Here is a 14,071-nt window from a genome sequence, read left to right as displayed (position 1 = left end):
TTATGCCTTGATACGCAAAAGCCCCGCTCACTGAAATGAACGGGGCTTCGGGTTACAGCTTTAGAAGTGGACGCTGGTGGTCAGCAATGCAGTGCGGCCTGCTGCCTGGTTGGCGTAGTGAGCGCTGTAGGCCTTGTCGTAGTAGACCTCATCGGTGAGGTTCTGCACGTTCAACTGCAGGTCGACGTTCTTGGTCAGCTTGTAGCTGGCCATGGCGTCGTAGCGCCAGTACGAATCGACCATCACGCTGTTGGTGGTGTTGCCGAATACGTCGTCGACGTAGAAGGCGCCACCGCCGATGGTCAACTTCGGCGTGACATTGTAGGTGGTCCACAGGGTCAGGCTGTTGTTGGGGGTATTGGGCAACTGGTTGCCATCGTTGTACCCATCGATGAAGACGGTACCCACTTTCTGCGAGCCACCATCAACCAGCTTGGCGTCCATGTAGGTGTAGCCGGCAAATACCTGCCAGGCATCGGTCAGTTTGCCGCTGGCGCTCAGCTCGAAGCCGTCGACGCGGGTCTTGCCGACGTTCTGGTAGGTGTTGTTGTCCACCAGAACACGGGCGTTTTCCTTCTCGGTGCGGAAGATCGCAGCGGTCAATGCCAGACGCTCGTCGAGCAGGTCCCACTTGGTACCGATTTCGTAGTTGGTGGTTTCTTCCGGTTTGAGCTCGCTGGTGGTGGTTGCCGTTACCAGTGCGTTGCCATCGGAGCCCTCACCCAGCGAGGCGCCTGGTGGGGTGGCCGAGGTGGCATACGAAACATAGATGCTGCCGTTCTCGGCAGGCTTCCACGTCAGGCCCAACTGACCAGTGACGAACTCGCTGGTATCTTCGGTTTTGAAGCTGGTGGAGCCGTCGGCGAGCTTGGTCTTGGCCTTGGTGTCGAAGTGGTCGTAGCGCAGACCCATGGTCAGCAACCACGCCGGATCCAGCTCCAGGGTGTCGGTGAAGTAGATGGCCCGTGTGTTACCCGTAGTGTCGGCGCCTGCCTGGGTGCGGCTGATGTCGCCGTCCCACGCTTCGTTCGGGTTCGGGTTCTGGAACGAGGTGCAGACGCCCGAGATCTGGCCGGTTGCCGTCGTGCATTTGTCGGATTTGAAGCCGGTGACGTCGTAGCCTGACTTCGTCGAAGCTTCGCGGCTCAGTTCGATACCGGTGGAGAAGGTGTTCTTCATGCCGCCCAGGTAGAACTCGCCGTACAGATCGGTCTGGTTGGTGGTGGTACGGGTGTTGGCCACGCGGTTGTTCGGGCGACGCCAGACTTCACCATTGAGGATGTTGCCCTTGCTGTCATCCGGCTGGCTATAGATGTAGTCCTGCAGGGTGTTGCCGTGGCGCAGGGTGTTCTTGATCGTCAGCGAGTCGCTCAGGTCATGCTCGATGCTGATGGTCGAGATATCGGCACGGGTCTTGTAGAAGTCGCGGTCGACCAGGCCATAGTAGTTGCTGCTGCTGCCGCCACCGTGGGTCGGCTTGTCCGGGTTGGCCGAGGTGCGGTTGGCCGAGCTGCCGGAGCGCAGGCTATAGGGAATGCCCGAGTCTGGCAGGTCGTCACTTTCCATGTGGTAGTAGTCCAGGCTCACGCGGGTGTCGGTGCCCAGACCGAAGACCAGCGAAGGTGCCACGCCCCAGCGGTCGTAGTTGACCTCATCACGCCCGGCCACGTTGCTTTCGTGGGTCATCAGGTTGAGACGGCCGGCAACGCTGTCGCTGAACTGGTAGTTGCCATCCAGGGTGTAGCGCTGGGTCTGGTCGCTGCCCCAGGTCCAGGCCGCATCAAGCGAGTTACCCAGATGCGCACGCTTGCTCACCATGTTGATGGAGCCGCCAGCTGCGCCGCGACCGCCAATGGTGGAGTTCGGGCCCTTGGCCACTTCCACCGATTCGACCGCGAAGATTTCACGGGTCTGCGAACCGGTATCCCGTACGCCGTCCAGGTACATCGAGCTTTGGCTGTCGAAGCCGCGAATGAACGGACGGTCGCCCGACGGGTTGCCGCCTTCACCGGCACCCATGGTAATGCCTGGCACGGTGCGCAGGGCATCCTGCAGGCTCAGGGCATTGGTGTCCTTGATCACTTGCTGCGGAATCACGGTGACCGAGCGTGGCGTGTCCACCAGCGGTGCGGTGTACTTCTGCGAGGAGGCCTTCTCGACTTTGTAGTCGGTGCTGGCTTGCTCAGCCTTGCCGTTGACGCTGGTTGCGTCGAGCGTGACGGCGCTGCTGGCGGCCGGATCGGCGGCGTAGGCCGAGGTGGCGCTGAGCGCCATACCGATGGCGGAGACGAGAAGACGTGGTGAACTCACAGCAGATGGCACGTAACGCATTTTTGTGGACCTTCCCCAAGGTATGAAGGCCGCGGATGTTAATGTAAGTAATTGTGACTCACAATTGAGAGTCGTTACCATTCGTTAGAAATTTACAATCTTTACAATTTGCCTTTACGGTTTTCATGAGCTGAAACGTCTTAAGCGGCGAACGGGGCTTGTGCGGCGTAAAAGGGAATCAATATCATTGCGCCTTTACATATCTTGATGGTGCCTCGCCATGCTGCTTCACATTCCCGGCCTGTTCGACGCTGACGAGCTCTCCCGCATCCGCGAGGCCCTGGAGCAGGCTGACTGGGCCGATGGCAAGGTCACTGCGGGTTACCAGTCGGCCAAGGCCAAGCACAACCTGCAGTTGCCCGAAGGTCACCCGCTGGCCAAGGAAATTGGCAGCGCATTGATCGACCGCCTGTGGAAAACCCCGCGTTTCATGTCGGCGGCGCTGCCGCACAAGGTGTTTCCGCCGCTGATCAATTGCTACCGCGAAGGCGGCAACTTTGGTTTCCATATCGATAACGCCCTGCGCCAGCCCAAGGGCAGCCCGGAGCGGGTGCGCACCGATCTCTCATCGACGCTGTTCCTCAGCGACCCGGACAGCTACGACGGGGGCGAGCTGGTGATCCAGGACACCTACGGCGTGCAGCAGGTGAAGCTGGCGGCCGGTGACCTGGTGCTGTACCCCGGCACCAGCCTGCACAAGGTCAACCCGGTGACCCGTGGCGAACGCTATGCGGTGTTCTTCTGGACCCAGAGCCTGGTGCGCGACGATGGGCAGCGTACGTTGCTGTACGAGATGGACAATGCCATCCAGCAGCTGACCGCCGATGTGCCTGAGCATCCTTCCTTGCTGCAACTGACCGGCACCTACCACAACCTGTTGCGCCGCTGGGCCGAGGTCTGAGCCGTGTCTTACCAATTGCGTCGTGAAGAAGTGGTGGATGGCGCCGACCTGCAGGCCATGCTCGAAGACAGCCCCGGCAAGGCTGCCCAGGCGATTCTGGCGGCAGCGGGGCAGGGCGTGGTCGACGCGCAGTTGCTGCTCGGGCAGATCTTGCTCGACGGGCGCGGCATCGAAGCGGATGCCGGTATTGCGCGACGCTGGTTCGGCATTGCCGCGCAAGGGGGCAATGCCATGGCGTTCAACATGCTTGGACGTTGCCTGGAACATGGCTGGGGCGGCGAGGTGAACCTTGCCCAGGCGGCCATTCACTATGCGCGTGCGGCCGACGCGGGCCTGGACTGGGGCCTTTACAACCTGGGTAATCTGTTGGCTACCGGGCGAGGGGTGCCGGTCAACCAGGCGCAGGCCTTGGCTTGTTACGAGAAGGCCGCGCAGATGGGCCATGCCAAGTCGATGAACCTGTACGGCCGTTATCTGGAGCAAGGCATCGCCACCGCCGCGAGCCCGGTGCGGGCAGTGCGCTGGTATCGGCGGTCGGCCGAGGCAGGGGATTTTCGTGGGATGTTCAGCCTGGCGATGGTGCTGGTCGAGCGTGGGCAGGTGGCGGAGGCCATGCCGTGGCTGGAGCGGGCGCGGGTTGAGGGGAACTTGAATTTTCTGCGCAGTGCATTGCTGACCTTGCAGGGGGCAGGGCCGGTGCTGATGACATTTGCGGCGCGGTATGCCGAGGAAATCGAACAGCGCGAGAGTTGAGGTCGCCTTGACTGGCCCTATCGCCGGCAAGCCGGCTCCCACAGGTACTGCGATGGCCTCAAGGTCGGTGCGGTCCATGTGGGAGCCGGCTTGCCGGCGATAGGGGCAGTACAGGTGAAACAAAACGGGGCCTTGCGGCCCCGTTCTGCATTACAGGTAGTAAGCCTTCAGCGGCGGGAAGCCGTTGAATTCCACTGCGCTGTAGCTGGTGGTGTAGGCACCGGTCGACAGCCAGTACAGGCGGTCACCGATCGCCAGGTTCAGCGGCAGGCCGTACTTGTAGTGCTCGTACATGATGTCGGCGCTGTCGCAGGTCGGGCCGGCAATCACGACTTCTTCCGCTTCGCCTTTCTTCTCGGTCCAGATCGGGAACTTGATGGACTCGTCCATGGTTTCGATCAGGCCGGAGAACTTGCCCACGTCGGTGTAGATCCAACGCTCGACGGCGGTACGCGACTTGCGCGCAACCAGCACCACTTCACTGACCAGGATACCGGCGTTGGCGATCAGCGAACGGCCTGGCTCCAGGATGATTTCCGGCAGGTCGTCACCGAAGTCTTCCTTCAGGAAGCGGATGATCTCTTCGGCGTAGGTCTCGAGGCTGTTGGTACGGGTGATGTAGTTGGCCGGGAAGCCGCCACCCATGTTGATCAGCTTCAGCTCGATGCCGTCTTCTTCCTTCAGGCGCTCGAAGATCACCTTGACCTTGGCGATGGCGGCGTCCCAGACGCTGATGTCGCGCTGCTGCGAACCCACGTGGAAGGAAATGCCGTAGGGCACCAGGCCCAGGTCACGGGCGAGAATCAGCAGGTCCATGGCCATGTCGGTCTGGCAGCCGAATTTACGGGACAGCGGCCAGTCGGCAGTGGTGGAGCCTTCGGTGAGGATACGCACGTACACTTTCGAGCCCGGGGCGGCCTTGGCGATGTTGCGCAGGTCGGCTTCCGAGTCGGTGGCGTACAGGCGCACACCCTTCTCGTAGAAGTAGCGGATGTCCTTGGACTTCTTGATGGTGTTGCCGTAGCTGATGCGATCAGCGCTGACACCGCGGCCCATCACCTTGTCCAGTTCGTAGATCGAGGCGATGTCGAAGCTCGAACCTTTCTCTTTCAGCAGATCGATGATCTCGACCGCCGGGTTGGCCTTGACTGCGTAGTAGACCTTGGCGAATTCGAAACCGGCGCGCAGGTCGTCATAGGCCTGGCTGATCATCTGGGTGTCGATGAGTACGAACGGGGTTTCTTGCTTGTCGGCGAACGCCTTCATCTTCTGGAAGGTTTCACGCGCGAAATAGTCTTCGACCTGGATCGACATGCTCAGGGACTCCATGGGCAAACTGAATAGATAAGTGGCTGCAAACTGAACGTCCTCCGTATCCCCACTTTGGTTCGCCTACTTCCCAAGGCATGTCGCCGAAAGCAAAAAGGTCAACCGTGCCCGTGAAGCGGAGCGGCGGGTGACCTTGCTGTCTCGTCGTCAGTACTTGAGCCGGATGGATCGTTTCCAGCATGGACGTTCGGCGCGCACTTTAGGGCGTGAAGAAAGCAAGATCAACAGCCAATCCCGACGTGATCGTCGTGGATCGACGAGCAGTTACCTGAATAACCGACTCGTGTGACCGGCAGATGTTCCCTGCGAGGGCGCAAGCGTTAAAAATTGTGGAATAGGTGTTGTTGACCCCTTCGCGGGTAAACCCGCTCCCACAGGGATTGCGCTATTCAGGTGGGCGCGGGTTTACCCGCGAAGGGCGTGGTGGTGTTCATATTTATGGCCACATGTTCCTGGCACTCGCGTGCATGAAATCAGCCATAAATTTTTTGTTACCGACTGGCGGATTTGCTGTGTTTGATGAGAAACATTACTATTCGCACCCTCATCTGCCTCCCTGACGACCCTGACCGTGTCTGGACATAAAGGCTTCCTCGACCACTACCATGAGCTGATCGGCACCTGGACGCGCAAGTTGCGCAGTCGTCAGCAGGCCGAGGACCTTACCCATGATGCCTTCGTGCGGGTTCTGGAGAACACGCGTGAACAGGTCGATCAGCCACGCGCCTATCTTCACCAGACCGCCCGCAACATCGCAGTGGACGGTTTTCGTCGCGAAGATCGACGCCAGCAACTGGAGCAGGAAAGCTTCGATGAGGGCGTCGCGTCCAGCGACGACCCCGAAGCCTATGTGCACGCCCTGGAACTGGCCGACAGTGTCGAGCGGGCCTTGGCCGAGCTTCCTCTCAACTGCCGTCGGGTTTTCATCTGGCAGAAACTCGAAGGCCTGACCCAGGCCGAGATCGCCGAGCGCATGGGTTTGACCAAGAACATGGTCGAAAAGTATATGATCCGCACGCTCCGACATTTGCGTGAGCACCTGGATGTGTCCGCAAGATGAGTCAGGAGACCTTTTCGATGAACCAGCACGGCACCGATACCGTCCGCGACCAGGCGGCCGAATGGTTCGCTCGCGTGCAGGATGCGCCGCAAGATGCCGGGCTGATGGCCCAGTTGCGGGCCTGGCTGGAGGCCCATCCTAGCCATCGCGAGGAGTATGAGGTGCTGGCGCGGCTCTGGTGCGCTGCCGATTTCATCCCACAACAGCGGCTGCAGACCTTGTGCGAACCGGAGCCGGTACGCCAGCTGCCACGGCGTGGATTCCTGCGCCAGGCATTGGCTGCCGGTGTGGCGGTGGCGGCCCTGGGCCTGGGCTGGAGTGCTTGGCAGTATCAGCACCTGAATCATCAGGACTCCTTGCAGACCGCCTTCGGCGAGCGCCGTCAGGTCGACCTTCCCGACGGTTCGCACCTTGAGCTCAATGGCGGCACGCGCCTGCAGGTGGCCTTCAGCGCTGGCCGCAGGCACATCGTGCTGGAAGCCGGCGAGGCGATGTTCACGGTGGCTCACGACACCAGCCGGCCATTCGTGGTCGACACCGCCCAAGGCAGCGTGACCGTCACTGGTACCCGTTTCGACGTGCGCCTGGACCCGGCGCTTACCCGCGTGGCTGTCGAGCAAGGCTCGGTGCGTGTGCAGGGCCGTGATGCGTCACTGGCGCAATTGACTGCAGGGCAAGGCTCGTCCATCGATGCGCAGGGCAAGGTGGCCGGGCCTTACGCGGTCAATGCGGCTGCGCTGACGGCCTGGCGCCAGGGCAAGCTGGTGTTCGACAACGCAACCTTGGCCGAAGTGGTGGCAGAAGTGTCCCGTTACCGTGTCCAACCACTGCGTGTCGCCCCTGGCAAGGTCGCCGGCCTGCGCTTGTCCAGTACCTTCAGCACCGACGACACCGACGCGTTGCTGCGGGCCTTGCCGAGCATCCTGCCAGTGGCCATCAAGACCCACGAAGACGGTTCCCGAGAAATAATCGCAAAATAAATTCAGGTTTTTTTTCGCTCGTTCGTCTTCCCCGCCAGCTGCAACTGCCAAGCATTTTCATTTGCATGCGGTTGGCGTTTATCCCGACTTTCAGGATGCTTCGAAGACGTGAACAACAACAAGCCATTCCCTCGCTTCCGCGCTCTGGCGCTGGCCCTGGCGGTCAGCGCCGTGGCCGTCAACAGCCATGCCGAACAGGCCACCGCCGCAATCCAGATCCAGGCCCAGCCGTTGGCGTCGGCGCTGAGCCAATTGGGCCAGCAGACCAGCCTGCAGCTGTTCTTCAGCCCTGAGCTGGTGGCCGGCAAGCAGGCCCCGGCGGTGTCCGGCAACCTGGCACCGGAGCAAGCGTTGCAGCAGTTGCTGCAAGGCAGCGGGCTGACCTATGAGATGTCCCAGGACACCGTGGTGGTGAAACCGGCCGAGACCGCTGGCACCCTGACCACCGGCAGCCTGGAACTGGCCCCTACCGATGTGAAGGTGGTGGGTGACTGGCTGGGTGATGCCCAGCAGAGCGTGGTGCAGAACCACCCCGGCGCGCGCACGGTGGTGCGCCGCGAGGCGATGGTGGAAAAGGGCACGATGAACGTGCGTGACGCACTGCGTGGCATCCCTGGCGTGCAGGTTCAGGACTCCAACGGCACTGGCGGCAGCGACCTGTCGCTGAACGTTGGTGTACGCGGCCTGACCTCGCGCCTGTCGCCCCGTTCGACTGTGCTTATCGACGGCATTCCGGCGGCCTTCGCCCCATATGGTCAGCCGCAGCTGTCCATGGCGCCGATTTCCTCGGGCAACCTCGACAGCATCGACGTGGTCCGTGGCGCAGGCTCGGTGCGTTATGGCCCGCAGAACGTCGGTGGGGTGATCAACTTCGTGACCCGGGCGATTCCCGAGAAGGCCTCGGCCGAGTTGTCCACTACCCTGGAAACCTCGCAGCATGGCGGTTGGAAGCACACCGAGTCGGCGTTCGTCGGCGGTACAGCAGACAACGGCATGGGCGTTGCGTTGCTGTACACCGGGGTGAACGGCAACGGCTACCGCGAAAGCAACAACGGCAATGACATCGACGATGTCATCCTCAAGACCCACTGGGCGCCGACCGACAGTGACGAGTTCTGGCTGAACTTCCACTACTACGATGGCCGTGCCGACATGCCCGGTGGCCTGACCCAGGCGCAGTACGACCAGAACCCGTTCCAGTCGGTACGTGACTACGACTACTTCTCTGGCCGGCGCAAGGACGTGTCGTTCAAGTGGCTGCGCCAGATCGACGATGCCACCCAGTTCGAAGTGCTGACGTACTACACCGACAGTTTCCGTGGCAGTGCGATTGCCTCGCGCGACATGAAGACCTTGTCTTCCTACCCGCGCAACTACCACACCTTCGCCATCGAGCCGCGTGTGTCCCGGATCTTCTTCGCCGGCCCCACCACCCAGGAAGTCAGCGTGGGTTACCGCTACCTGAAAGAGGCCATGCGCGAGCAGTCCACGCGTCTGGGCCTGGTCGACAACGTGCCCACGCCGATTCCGGGTTCCGACGGCCATGTGTTCCAGGACCGCAGCGGTGGCACCGAGGCCAGCGCCTACTACATCGACGACAAGATCGACGTCGGCAACTGGACCATTACCCCCGGCATCCGCTTCGAGCACATCAACACCGACTGGCGTGATCGCCCGGTGATCGGTGCCAACGGCAAGCCGGTGGCTGAGAAGAACCGCAGCATCACCAGCAACGAGCCACTGCCATCGCTCAGCGTGATGTACCACATCTCCGACGCCTGGAAGGTGTTCGCCAACTACGAAACATCGTTCGGCAGCCTGCAGTACTTCCAGCTGGGTCAGGGCGGCACCGGCAACAGCACCGCCAATGGCCTGGAGCCGGAAAAGGCCAAGACCTACGAGATCGGTACACGTTATGACAACGGCGGCTTTGCAGGCGAACTGACGGCGTTCTACATCGACTTCGATGATGAGCTGCAGTACATCAGCAACGATGTGGGCTGGACCAACCTGGGCGCGACCAAGCACCAAGGTATCGAAGCATCGATGCGTTATGACCTGGCCGGCCTCGACCCGCGTCTGCAGGGGTTGTCGGCCAATGCAGGTTTCACCTACACCCGCGCTACCTATGAAGGGGAAATTCCAGGCTTCAAGGGCCGCGACTTGCCGTTCTACTCCCGCCAAGTGGCCACTGCCGGCCTGCGCTATGAAATCAACCGCTGGACCTGGAATCTGGATGCCTACGCCCAGTCCAAGCAGCGCGCGCCAGGCACCGGGATCAACGCCGATGGTAGTTTCAACGGTGACTACATCACCGAGCCGAGTGCTGACGGGCAGTACGGCGACATTCCGGGTTACGTGACCTGGCATGCCCGCGGTGGTTATGACTTCGGGCCGCAGATGTCGAACCTGAAGCTGGCGGCGGGGGTGAAGAACCTCTTCGACAAGCAGTACTTCACCCGCTCCAGCGACAACAATGCCGGCATTTATGTGGGTGAGCCGCGCACCTTCTATGTGCAGGCCAGTGTAGGGTTCTGACATTTGTTGCATCCCAATCGCCGGCAAGCCGGCTCCCACAGGTACAGCGCATGCCTTGAGGTCGGCGCCGAACCTGTGGGAGCCGGCTTGCCGGCGATTGGGGCGCAAAGCGCCCCCGGCGCTTAAGAGGCCACTGCCTCAGCCGGCGAAACGATGCTGGTCTTCGCCCCCCGCGACCTCCCCGAACTCAGATAAGCCGCAATCGATTCCTGAGTCACCTCACCCAGGAACACCTGCTCGGCATCCAGCACCGGCAACCACGCCCGGTTGAACTCGTACATCCGCGATAACAGGATGCGCAGGTGCTCGTCATGGGAAGCCGTGGCATTGAAAGGGCGCAGGAATTCGCCACACGTGCCTTGCTGGCGATGCATGTCACGCCGACGCACATACCCCAGCGCCTTGTTCGCCGCATCGGTTACCACCACATAGCGACGGTCGTGCTCGTCCAGCAATTCCAGCGCGTCGCCCACCGGCGTCTCGGGGCTCACCGAAGGCGCGTTGTCCGCCGCATCTTCGGCGCGCACCAGCAACAGGCGTTTCAAGGTGCTGTCCTGGCCGACGAAGTTGCTGACGAAATCGTCGACCGGATGGGCCAGCAGGGTATCCGGATGGTCCAGCTGCAACAGCTTGCCAGCGCGGAAGATGGCGATCTTGTCGCCCAGCTTGATGGCTTCGTCGATGTCATGGCTGACCATGATCACGGTCTTGTTCAGCGCCCGTTGCATCTCGAAGAACTCGTTCTGGATCATCTCGCGGTTGATCGGGTCGACCGCGCCGAACGGCTCATCCATCAACAGCACCGGCGCCTCGGCAGCCAGGGCGCGAATCACGCCGATGCGCTGCTGCTGTCCACCGGACAGCTCCCGGGGATAGCGCTGCAGGTACTGTTTGGGTTCGAGCTTGATCATGTGCATCAGCTCGCGGGCGCGCTCGTGGCACTTTTGCTTGTCCCAGCCGAGCAGGCGCGGGACCACGGTGATGTTTTCCTCGATGGTCATGTTGGGGAACAAGCCGATCTGCTGGATCACGTAACCGATGTGGCGGCGCAGGGTCACTTCGTCCAGTGCGCTGGTGTCTTCGCCGTTGATGAACACCTGGCCGGAAGTTGGGGTGATCAGGCGGTTGATCATCTTCAGCGTGGTGCTCTTGCCGCAACCAGAAGGGCCAAGGAACACGCAGATCTCGCCTTCGTTGACGGTGAGGCTTACCGAGTCGACGGCTTTGACGTCCTTGCCGTTCACGTTGAAGGTCTTGCTGAGGTTCTTGAGTTCGATCATGAGCGCAGTCCTTCTGGAGTCAGGGCACGTTGCAGGATTTGCAGGAGCAGGTCGGCGATGATCGCCAGCAGGCTGACCAGCACAGCGCCGACCAGCAGCATCGACATGTCGCTGCGGCTGATGGAGGTGAGGATGAGCACGCCGAGGCCGCCAGCACCGATGGTGGCGGCGATGGTCATGACGCCGATGTTCATGACCACGGCGGTGCGTACACCGGCGAGAATCACCGGCACCGCGATGGGCAGTTCGACCATGCGCAGGCGCTGGCCGAAGGTCATGCCGATGCCTCTGGCGGCTTCACGGATGCCCGGCTCGACGTTGGTCAGGGCCAGGTAGGTGTTGCGCAGAATCGGCAGCAGCGAATAAAGGAACACGGCCGTGATCGCCGGCAAAGGGCCGAGCCCCTGGCCGAACTTGGAATAGAACGGCAGCAACAGGCCGAACAGGGCGATCGATGGAATGGTCAGCAGCACCGTGGCGCTGGCTTGCAAAGGGCCGGCAACGGCGGGGAAGCGGGTCATCAGGATGCCCAGCGGCACGCCGACGATGATCGCCAACCCCACCGCGACGCCGACCAGCATGATGTGCTGCCAGGTCAGTTGCAGCACCTGGGCCCAGTCGAGGTGGGCGAAGGTATCGAGCAGGTTCATGGCTGCACCTCCTTGAGTGGGTGTTCGCGCAGGAACGCAGCGGCCACGGAGTTGGGGTTCTGGTGTTCCACATCCACCTTGGCGTTGAGCTGGCGCATGGTTTCATCATCCAGTTGCTCGGCCAGAGGTTTGAGCAGCGTGGCCAACCTTGGGTTGGCGTCGAGCACGGCCTTGCGCACCACGGGGGCGGCGGTGTAGTCGGGGAAGTAGTGCTTGTCGTCTTCCAGCAGCTTCAGGTCGAAGGCGCTCAGGCGGCCGTCGGTGGTGTAGACCAGGCCTGTGAACACCTGGTTGTTGCGCAAGGCGGTGTAGACCAGCCCTGCGTCCATCTGGCGAATGTTCGAGCGGCCGACTTGCAGGTCGTACATCTGCTTGAGGCCGACCAGGCCGTCTGGACGGTTGGCGAACTCGGTATCCAGGGCCACCAGGTGGCTGCGTTCGCTTTCAGCGCGCAGAACCTTGTTGAGGTCGGAGATATTGGTGACCTGCGGGTACGCTTGCGCCACCTTGCGTGGCAAGGCCAATGCGTAGGTGTTGCTGAACTTCGATGGCGTCAACCAGACCAGGCCCTTCTTCGCGTCCAGCTCTTTGACCTTGGCGTAGGTGGCCTCGGCGCTGGGCATGCGTTGGTCGATGTGGTTGTAGGACACCAGCGAGACCCCGGTGTACTCCCACATCAGGTCGAGCTGGCCGGTTTCCTGGGCCTGGCGCGCAATGCTGCTGCCAAGGCCGGTGGTCACGCGTACATCGAAGCCGTTGGCGCGCAGATACTGGGCGGTGATCTCGGCCAGCACGGTCTGTTCGGTGAACACGCGCGCACCGATGCGGATCAGCGGTTTGTCCGCTGCCTGGGCAAATCCTGCGAACAGCAAGGCCGCGCCCAGCAGCAAGGCGATTGTCTTCTTCATGGGGTCCCTCTCGTTATCGGGCCAGGCCACGTTCCAGCCAGCGCTTGCTGGAGAAACTCACCGCGGTATCCAGTGCCAACGCCAGAAGCGCCGTGCAGGCGGCGCCCAGTAGCAGCTGAGGCTGGTTGTTCAGGGCGATGCCAGGGAAGATCAGGCTGCCCAGGCTGTTGGCGCCGATCAGGAATGCCAGCGGCGCGGTGCCCACGTTCAGTGCCAGGGCCACGCGCACACCACCGACGATGATCGGCATGGCATTGGGCAGCTCCACCTGCCAGAGCTGCTGGCGCGGGGTCATTCCAATGCCGGTGGCGGCTTCCTTGAGTGAGGCGGGGACGTTCTTCAGGCCTTCGTAGGTGTTGCGCACGATAGGCAGGAGGGAGGCGAGAAACAGCGCGAAGATCGCGGGACCAGCGCCGATGCCCAGGATACTGAGCGCGATGGCCAGAACGGCCAGAGGGGGAATGGTGTTGCCAACGTTGAAGAACTGCATGAAGCGCTCGGCTTTGTCGACCCGGTGCGGTCGACTCAGGGCAATGCCAGCGGGGATGCCCACGGCCAACGCCGCCGCCATCGAAGCCAGCACCAGTACCAGGTGCGCTTGCAGATAAAACCCAAGATCGTCGCGATATCGCGCGATCGTGTCGATGCCGATCCAGTGGACCAGCAGGGCCAGGATGACGAGCACGGCGGCCCATCCCAACAGCCCTTTTCCGTAGCGTGCAGCCACAGGCGGACTCCTTGTGTAGTCGGCGAACACACTCCCGTGGCGGCCGGCCATTCCTGGCGGCAGGCAGTGTGGTCGCGAGTAGCAGCGTGGTGCTTGCCGAAGGCAGCAGTCACGCCATGAGCCGAACCCCGTCGGGCCCGAAAATGCTGATGAAACCAGTCCCGGCCGAAGCGGGTGGCAGGGGAGTGGACGTCTCCGTGGGTGTAAAGGTTCCCATCTGAGGCGGCATTTGGCCAGTGTTAATCACTACCAGCATGGAAATTTCGCACGAAAAAGTAGTGCGATTCTTACTTCCAGGCGTTGAACTACCTGCTATCGCAACGTTGGTCGTAAGGCCAGGATTCGGACGGAAATTTTTCACATGACGGAGACAGGCATGGGTTATGAAGAGAATCCAATGGACGAAGCGACTCTCGGTGCGCTTCGAAGGCAACTGGGCATTGATGGCGATTCATTTGGTGAGGGCAGAATCGAAGACATGCCTATATCGATGTTGCGCAGGCACCTTGAGATACTGGGCGCCAGTCTTGAACTGGTAGTGCGTTTCCCTGGGGAAATGAAGATCACATTGCGGGACTTGGATGAGTCTTGTGATGGCATCTAAGTGCAGGGCG

The 14,071-nt window shown here is 61.6% G+C and carries 12 protein-coding genes; 6 read left to right on the top strand and 6 right to left on the bottom strand.

Going from position 1 to position 14,071, the window contains the following annotated elements; translation table 11 throughout:
* Window positions 1–60 precede the first annotated feature (60 nt).
* Window positions 61–2,331, bottom strand: a complete 2,271-nt coding sequence (locus tag PspTeo4_RS16460) for a TonB-dependent siderophore receptor (protein ID WP_322364902.1) — start codon at window positions 2,329–2,331, stop codon at window positions 61–63.
* Between the two features lie 220 nt (window positions 2,332–2,551).
* Between PspTeo4_RS16460 and PspTeo4_RS16455 the strand changes: the two genes are divergently transcribed.
* Both PspTeo4_RS16455 and PspTeo4_RS16450 read left to right on the top strand, forming a co-directional pair.
* Window positions 2,552–3,232 (top strand): Fe2+-dependent dioxygenase, encoded by a 681-nt coding sequence (locus tag PspTeo4_RS16455; RefSeq protein WP_322364901.1) that lies wholly within the window; start codon window positions 2,552–2,554, stop codon window positions 3,230–3,232.
* Between the two features lie 3 nt (window positions 3,233–3,235).
* On the top strand, window positions 3,236–3,985 hold the full coding sequence (locus tag PspTeo4_RS16450) for a tetratricopeptide repeat protein (protein WP_322364899.1): 750 nt from the start codon (window positions 3,236–3,238) through the stop codon (window positions 3,983–3,985).
* A gap of 150 nt (window positions 3,986–4,135) precedes the next feature.
* On the opposite strand, the gene PspTeo4_RS16445 is transcribed toward PspTeo4_RS16450, so the two are convergent.
* Window positions 4,136–5,299, bottom strand: a complete 1,164-nt coding sequence (locus PspTeo4_RS16445) for a type III PLP-dependent enzyme (protein ID WP_322364898.1) — start codon at window positions 5,297–5,299, stop codon at window positions 4,136–4,138.
* Between the two features lie 586 nt (window positions 5,300–5,885).
* Between PspTeo4_RS16445 and PspTeo4_RS16440 the strand changes: the two genes are divergently transcribed.
* The 3 genes from PspTeo4_RS16440 (at window position 5,886) to PspTeo4_RS16430 (ending at window position 9,892) form a co-directional block, all read left to right on the top strand.
* Window positions 5,886–6,374, top strand: a complete 489-nt coding sequence (locus PspTeo4_RS16440; RefSeq protein ID WP_322364897.1) for an RNA polymerase sigma factor — start codon at window positions 5,886–5,888, stop codon at window positions 6,372–6,374.
* A 17-nt stretch (window positions 6,375–6,391) separates the two neighbouring features.
* Window positions 6,392–7,354, top strand: a complete 963-nt coding sequence (locus tag PspTeo4_RS16435) for a FecR family protein (protein ID WP_322364895.1) — start codon at window positions 6,392–6,394, stop codon at window positions 7,352–7,354.
* Between the two features lie 108 nt (window positions 7,355–7,462).
* A complete protein-coding gene (locus PspTeo4_RS16430; RefSeq protein WP_322364894.1) occupies window positions 7,463–9,892 on the top strand; it encodes a TonB-dependent siderophore receptor in 2,430 nt (809 codons plus the stop codon).
* Window positions 9,893–10,014: 122 nt separating this feature from the next.
* Here the strand turns inward: PspTeo4_RS16430 and PspTeo4_RS16425 are convergent, their stop codons facing one another.
* From PspTeo4_RS16425 to PspTeo4_RS16410, 4 genes are read right to left on the bottom strand one after another with little or no spacing between them, the layout of a single operon-like run.
* Window positions 10,015–11,172 (bottom strand): ABC transporter ATP-binding protein, encoded by a 1,158-nt coding sequence (locus tag PspTeo4_RS16425; RefSeq protein WP_322364893.1) that lies wholly within the window; start codon window positions 11,170–11,172, stop codon window positions 10,015–10,017.
* Window positions 11,169–11,822, bottom strand: a complete 654-nt coding sequence (locus PspTeo4_RS16420) for an ABC transporter permease (RefSeq protein ID WP_322364891.1) — start codon at window positions 11,820–11,822, stop codon at window positions 11,169–11,171. Before PspTeo4_RS16420 ends, PspTeo4_RS16425 begins: the two co-directional genes overlap by 4 nt.
* The gene (locus PspTeo4_RS16415) at window positions 11,819–12,730 is read right to left on the bottom strand and encodes a glycine betaine ABC transporter substrate-binding protein (protein WP_322364890.1); all 912 of its coding nucleotides are present in this window, start codon (window positions 12,728–12,730) and stop codon (window positions 11,819–11,821) included. The genes PspTeo4_RS16420 and PspTeo4_RS16415 overlap by 4 nt, the downstream gene beginning before the upstream one ends.
* A 13-nt stretch (window positions 12,731–12,743) precedes the next feature.
* Window positions 12,744–13,457, bottom strand: a complete 714-nt coding sequence (locus PspTeo4_RS16410; RefSeq protein ID WP_322364889.1) for an ABC transporter permease — start codon at window positions 13,455–13,457, stop codon at window positions 12,744–12,746.
* Window positions 13,458–13,833: 376 nt separating this feature from the next.
* Between PspTeo4_RS16410 and PspTeo4_RS16405 the strand changes: the two genes are divergently transcribed.
* Window positions 13,834–14,061 (top strand): hypothetical protein, encoded by a 228-nt coding sequence (locus tag PspTeo4_RS16405; protein ID WP_322364888.1) that lies wholly within the window; start codon window positions 13,834–13,836, stop codon window positions 14,059–14,061.
* Window positions 14,062–14,071 lie beyond the last annotated feature (10 nt).

Source organism: Pseudomonas sp. Teo4 (genome assembly GCF_034387475.1).
In the GTDB taxonomy this organism is placed as follows: Bacteria; Pseudomonadota; Gammaproteobacteria; order Pseudomonadales; family Pseudomonadaceae; genus Aquipseudomonas.
The sequence above is the reverse complement of the archived record's forward strand: the minus strand, read 5'-3'. Positions and strand labels throughout refer to the sequence as shown.

What these genes read in the sequence shown, in the direction of transcription:
- PspTeo4_RS16460 (WP_322364902.1), bottom strand. Translation starts at nt 2,331, where the DNA reads ATGCGTTACGTGCCATCTGCTGTGAGTTCACCACGTCTTCTCGTCTCC.
- PspTeo4_RS16435 (WP_322364895.1), top strand. Translation starts at nt 6,392, where the DNA reads ATGAACCAGCACGGCACCGATACCGTCCGCGACCAGGCGGCCGAATGG.
- PspTeo4_RS16405 (WP_322364888.1), top strand. Translation starts at nt 13,834, where the DNA reads ATGGGTTATGAAGAGAATCCAATGGACGAAGCGACTCTCGGTGCGCTT.
- PspTeo4_RS16425 (WP_322364893.1), bottom strand. Translation starts at nt 11,172, where the DNA reads ATGATCGAACTCAAGAACCTCAGCAAGACCTTCAACGTGAACGGCAAG.
- PspTeo4_RS16420 (WP_322364891.1), bottom strand. Translation starts at nt 11,822, where the DNA reads ATGAACCTGCTCGATACCTTCGCCCACCTCGACTGGGCCCAGGTGCTG.
- PspTeo4_RS16455 (WP_322364901.1), top strand. Translation starts at nt 2,552, where the DNA reads ATGCTGCTTCACATTCCCGGCCTGTTCGACGCTGACGAGCTCTCCCGC.
- PspTeo4_RS16445 (WP_322364898.1), bottom strand. Translation starts at nt 5,299, where the DNA reads ATGTCGATCCAGGTCGAAGACTATTTCGCGCGTGAAACCTTCCAGAAG.
- PspTeo4_RS16415 (WP_322364890.1), bottom strand. Translation starts at nt 12,730, where the DNA reads ATGAAGAAGACAATCGCCTTGCTGCTGGGCGCGGCCTTGCTGTTCGCA.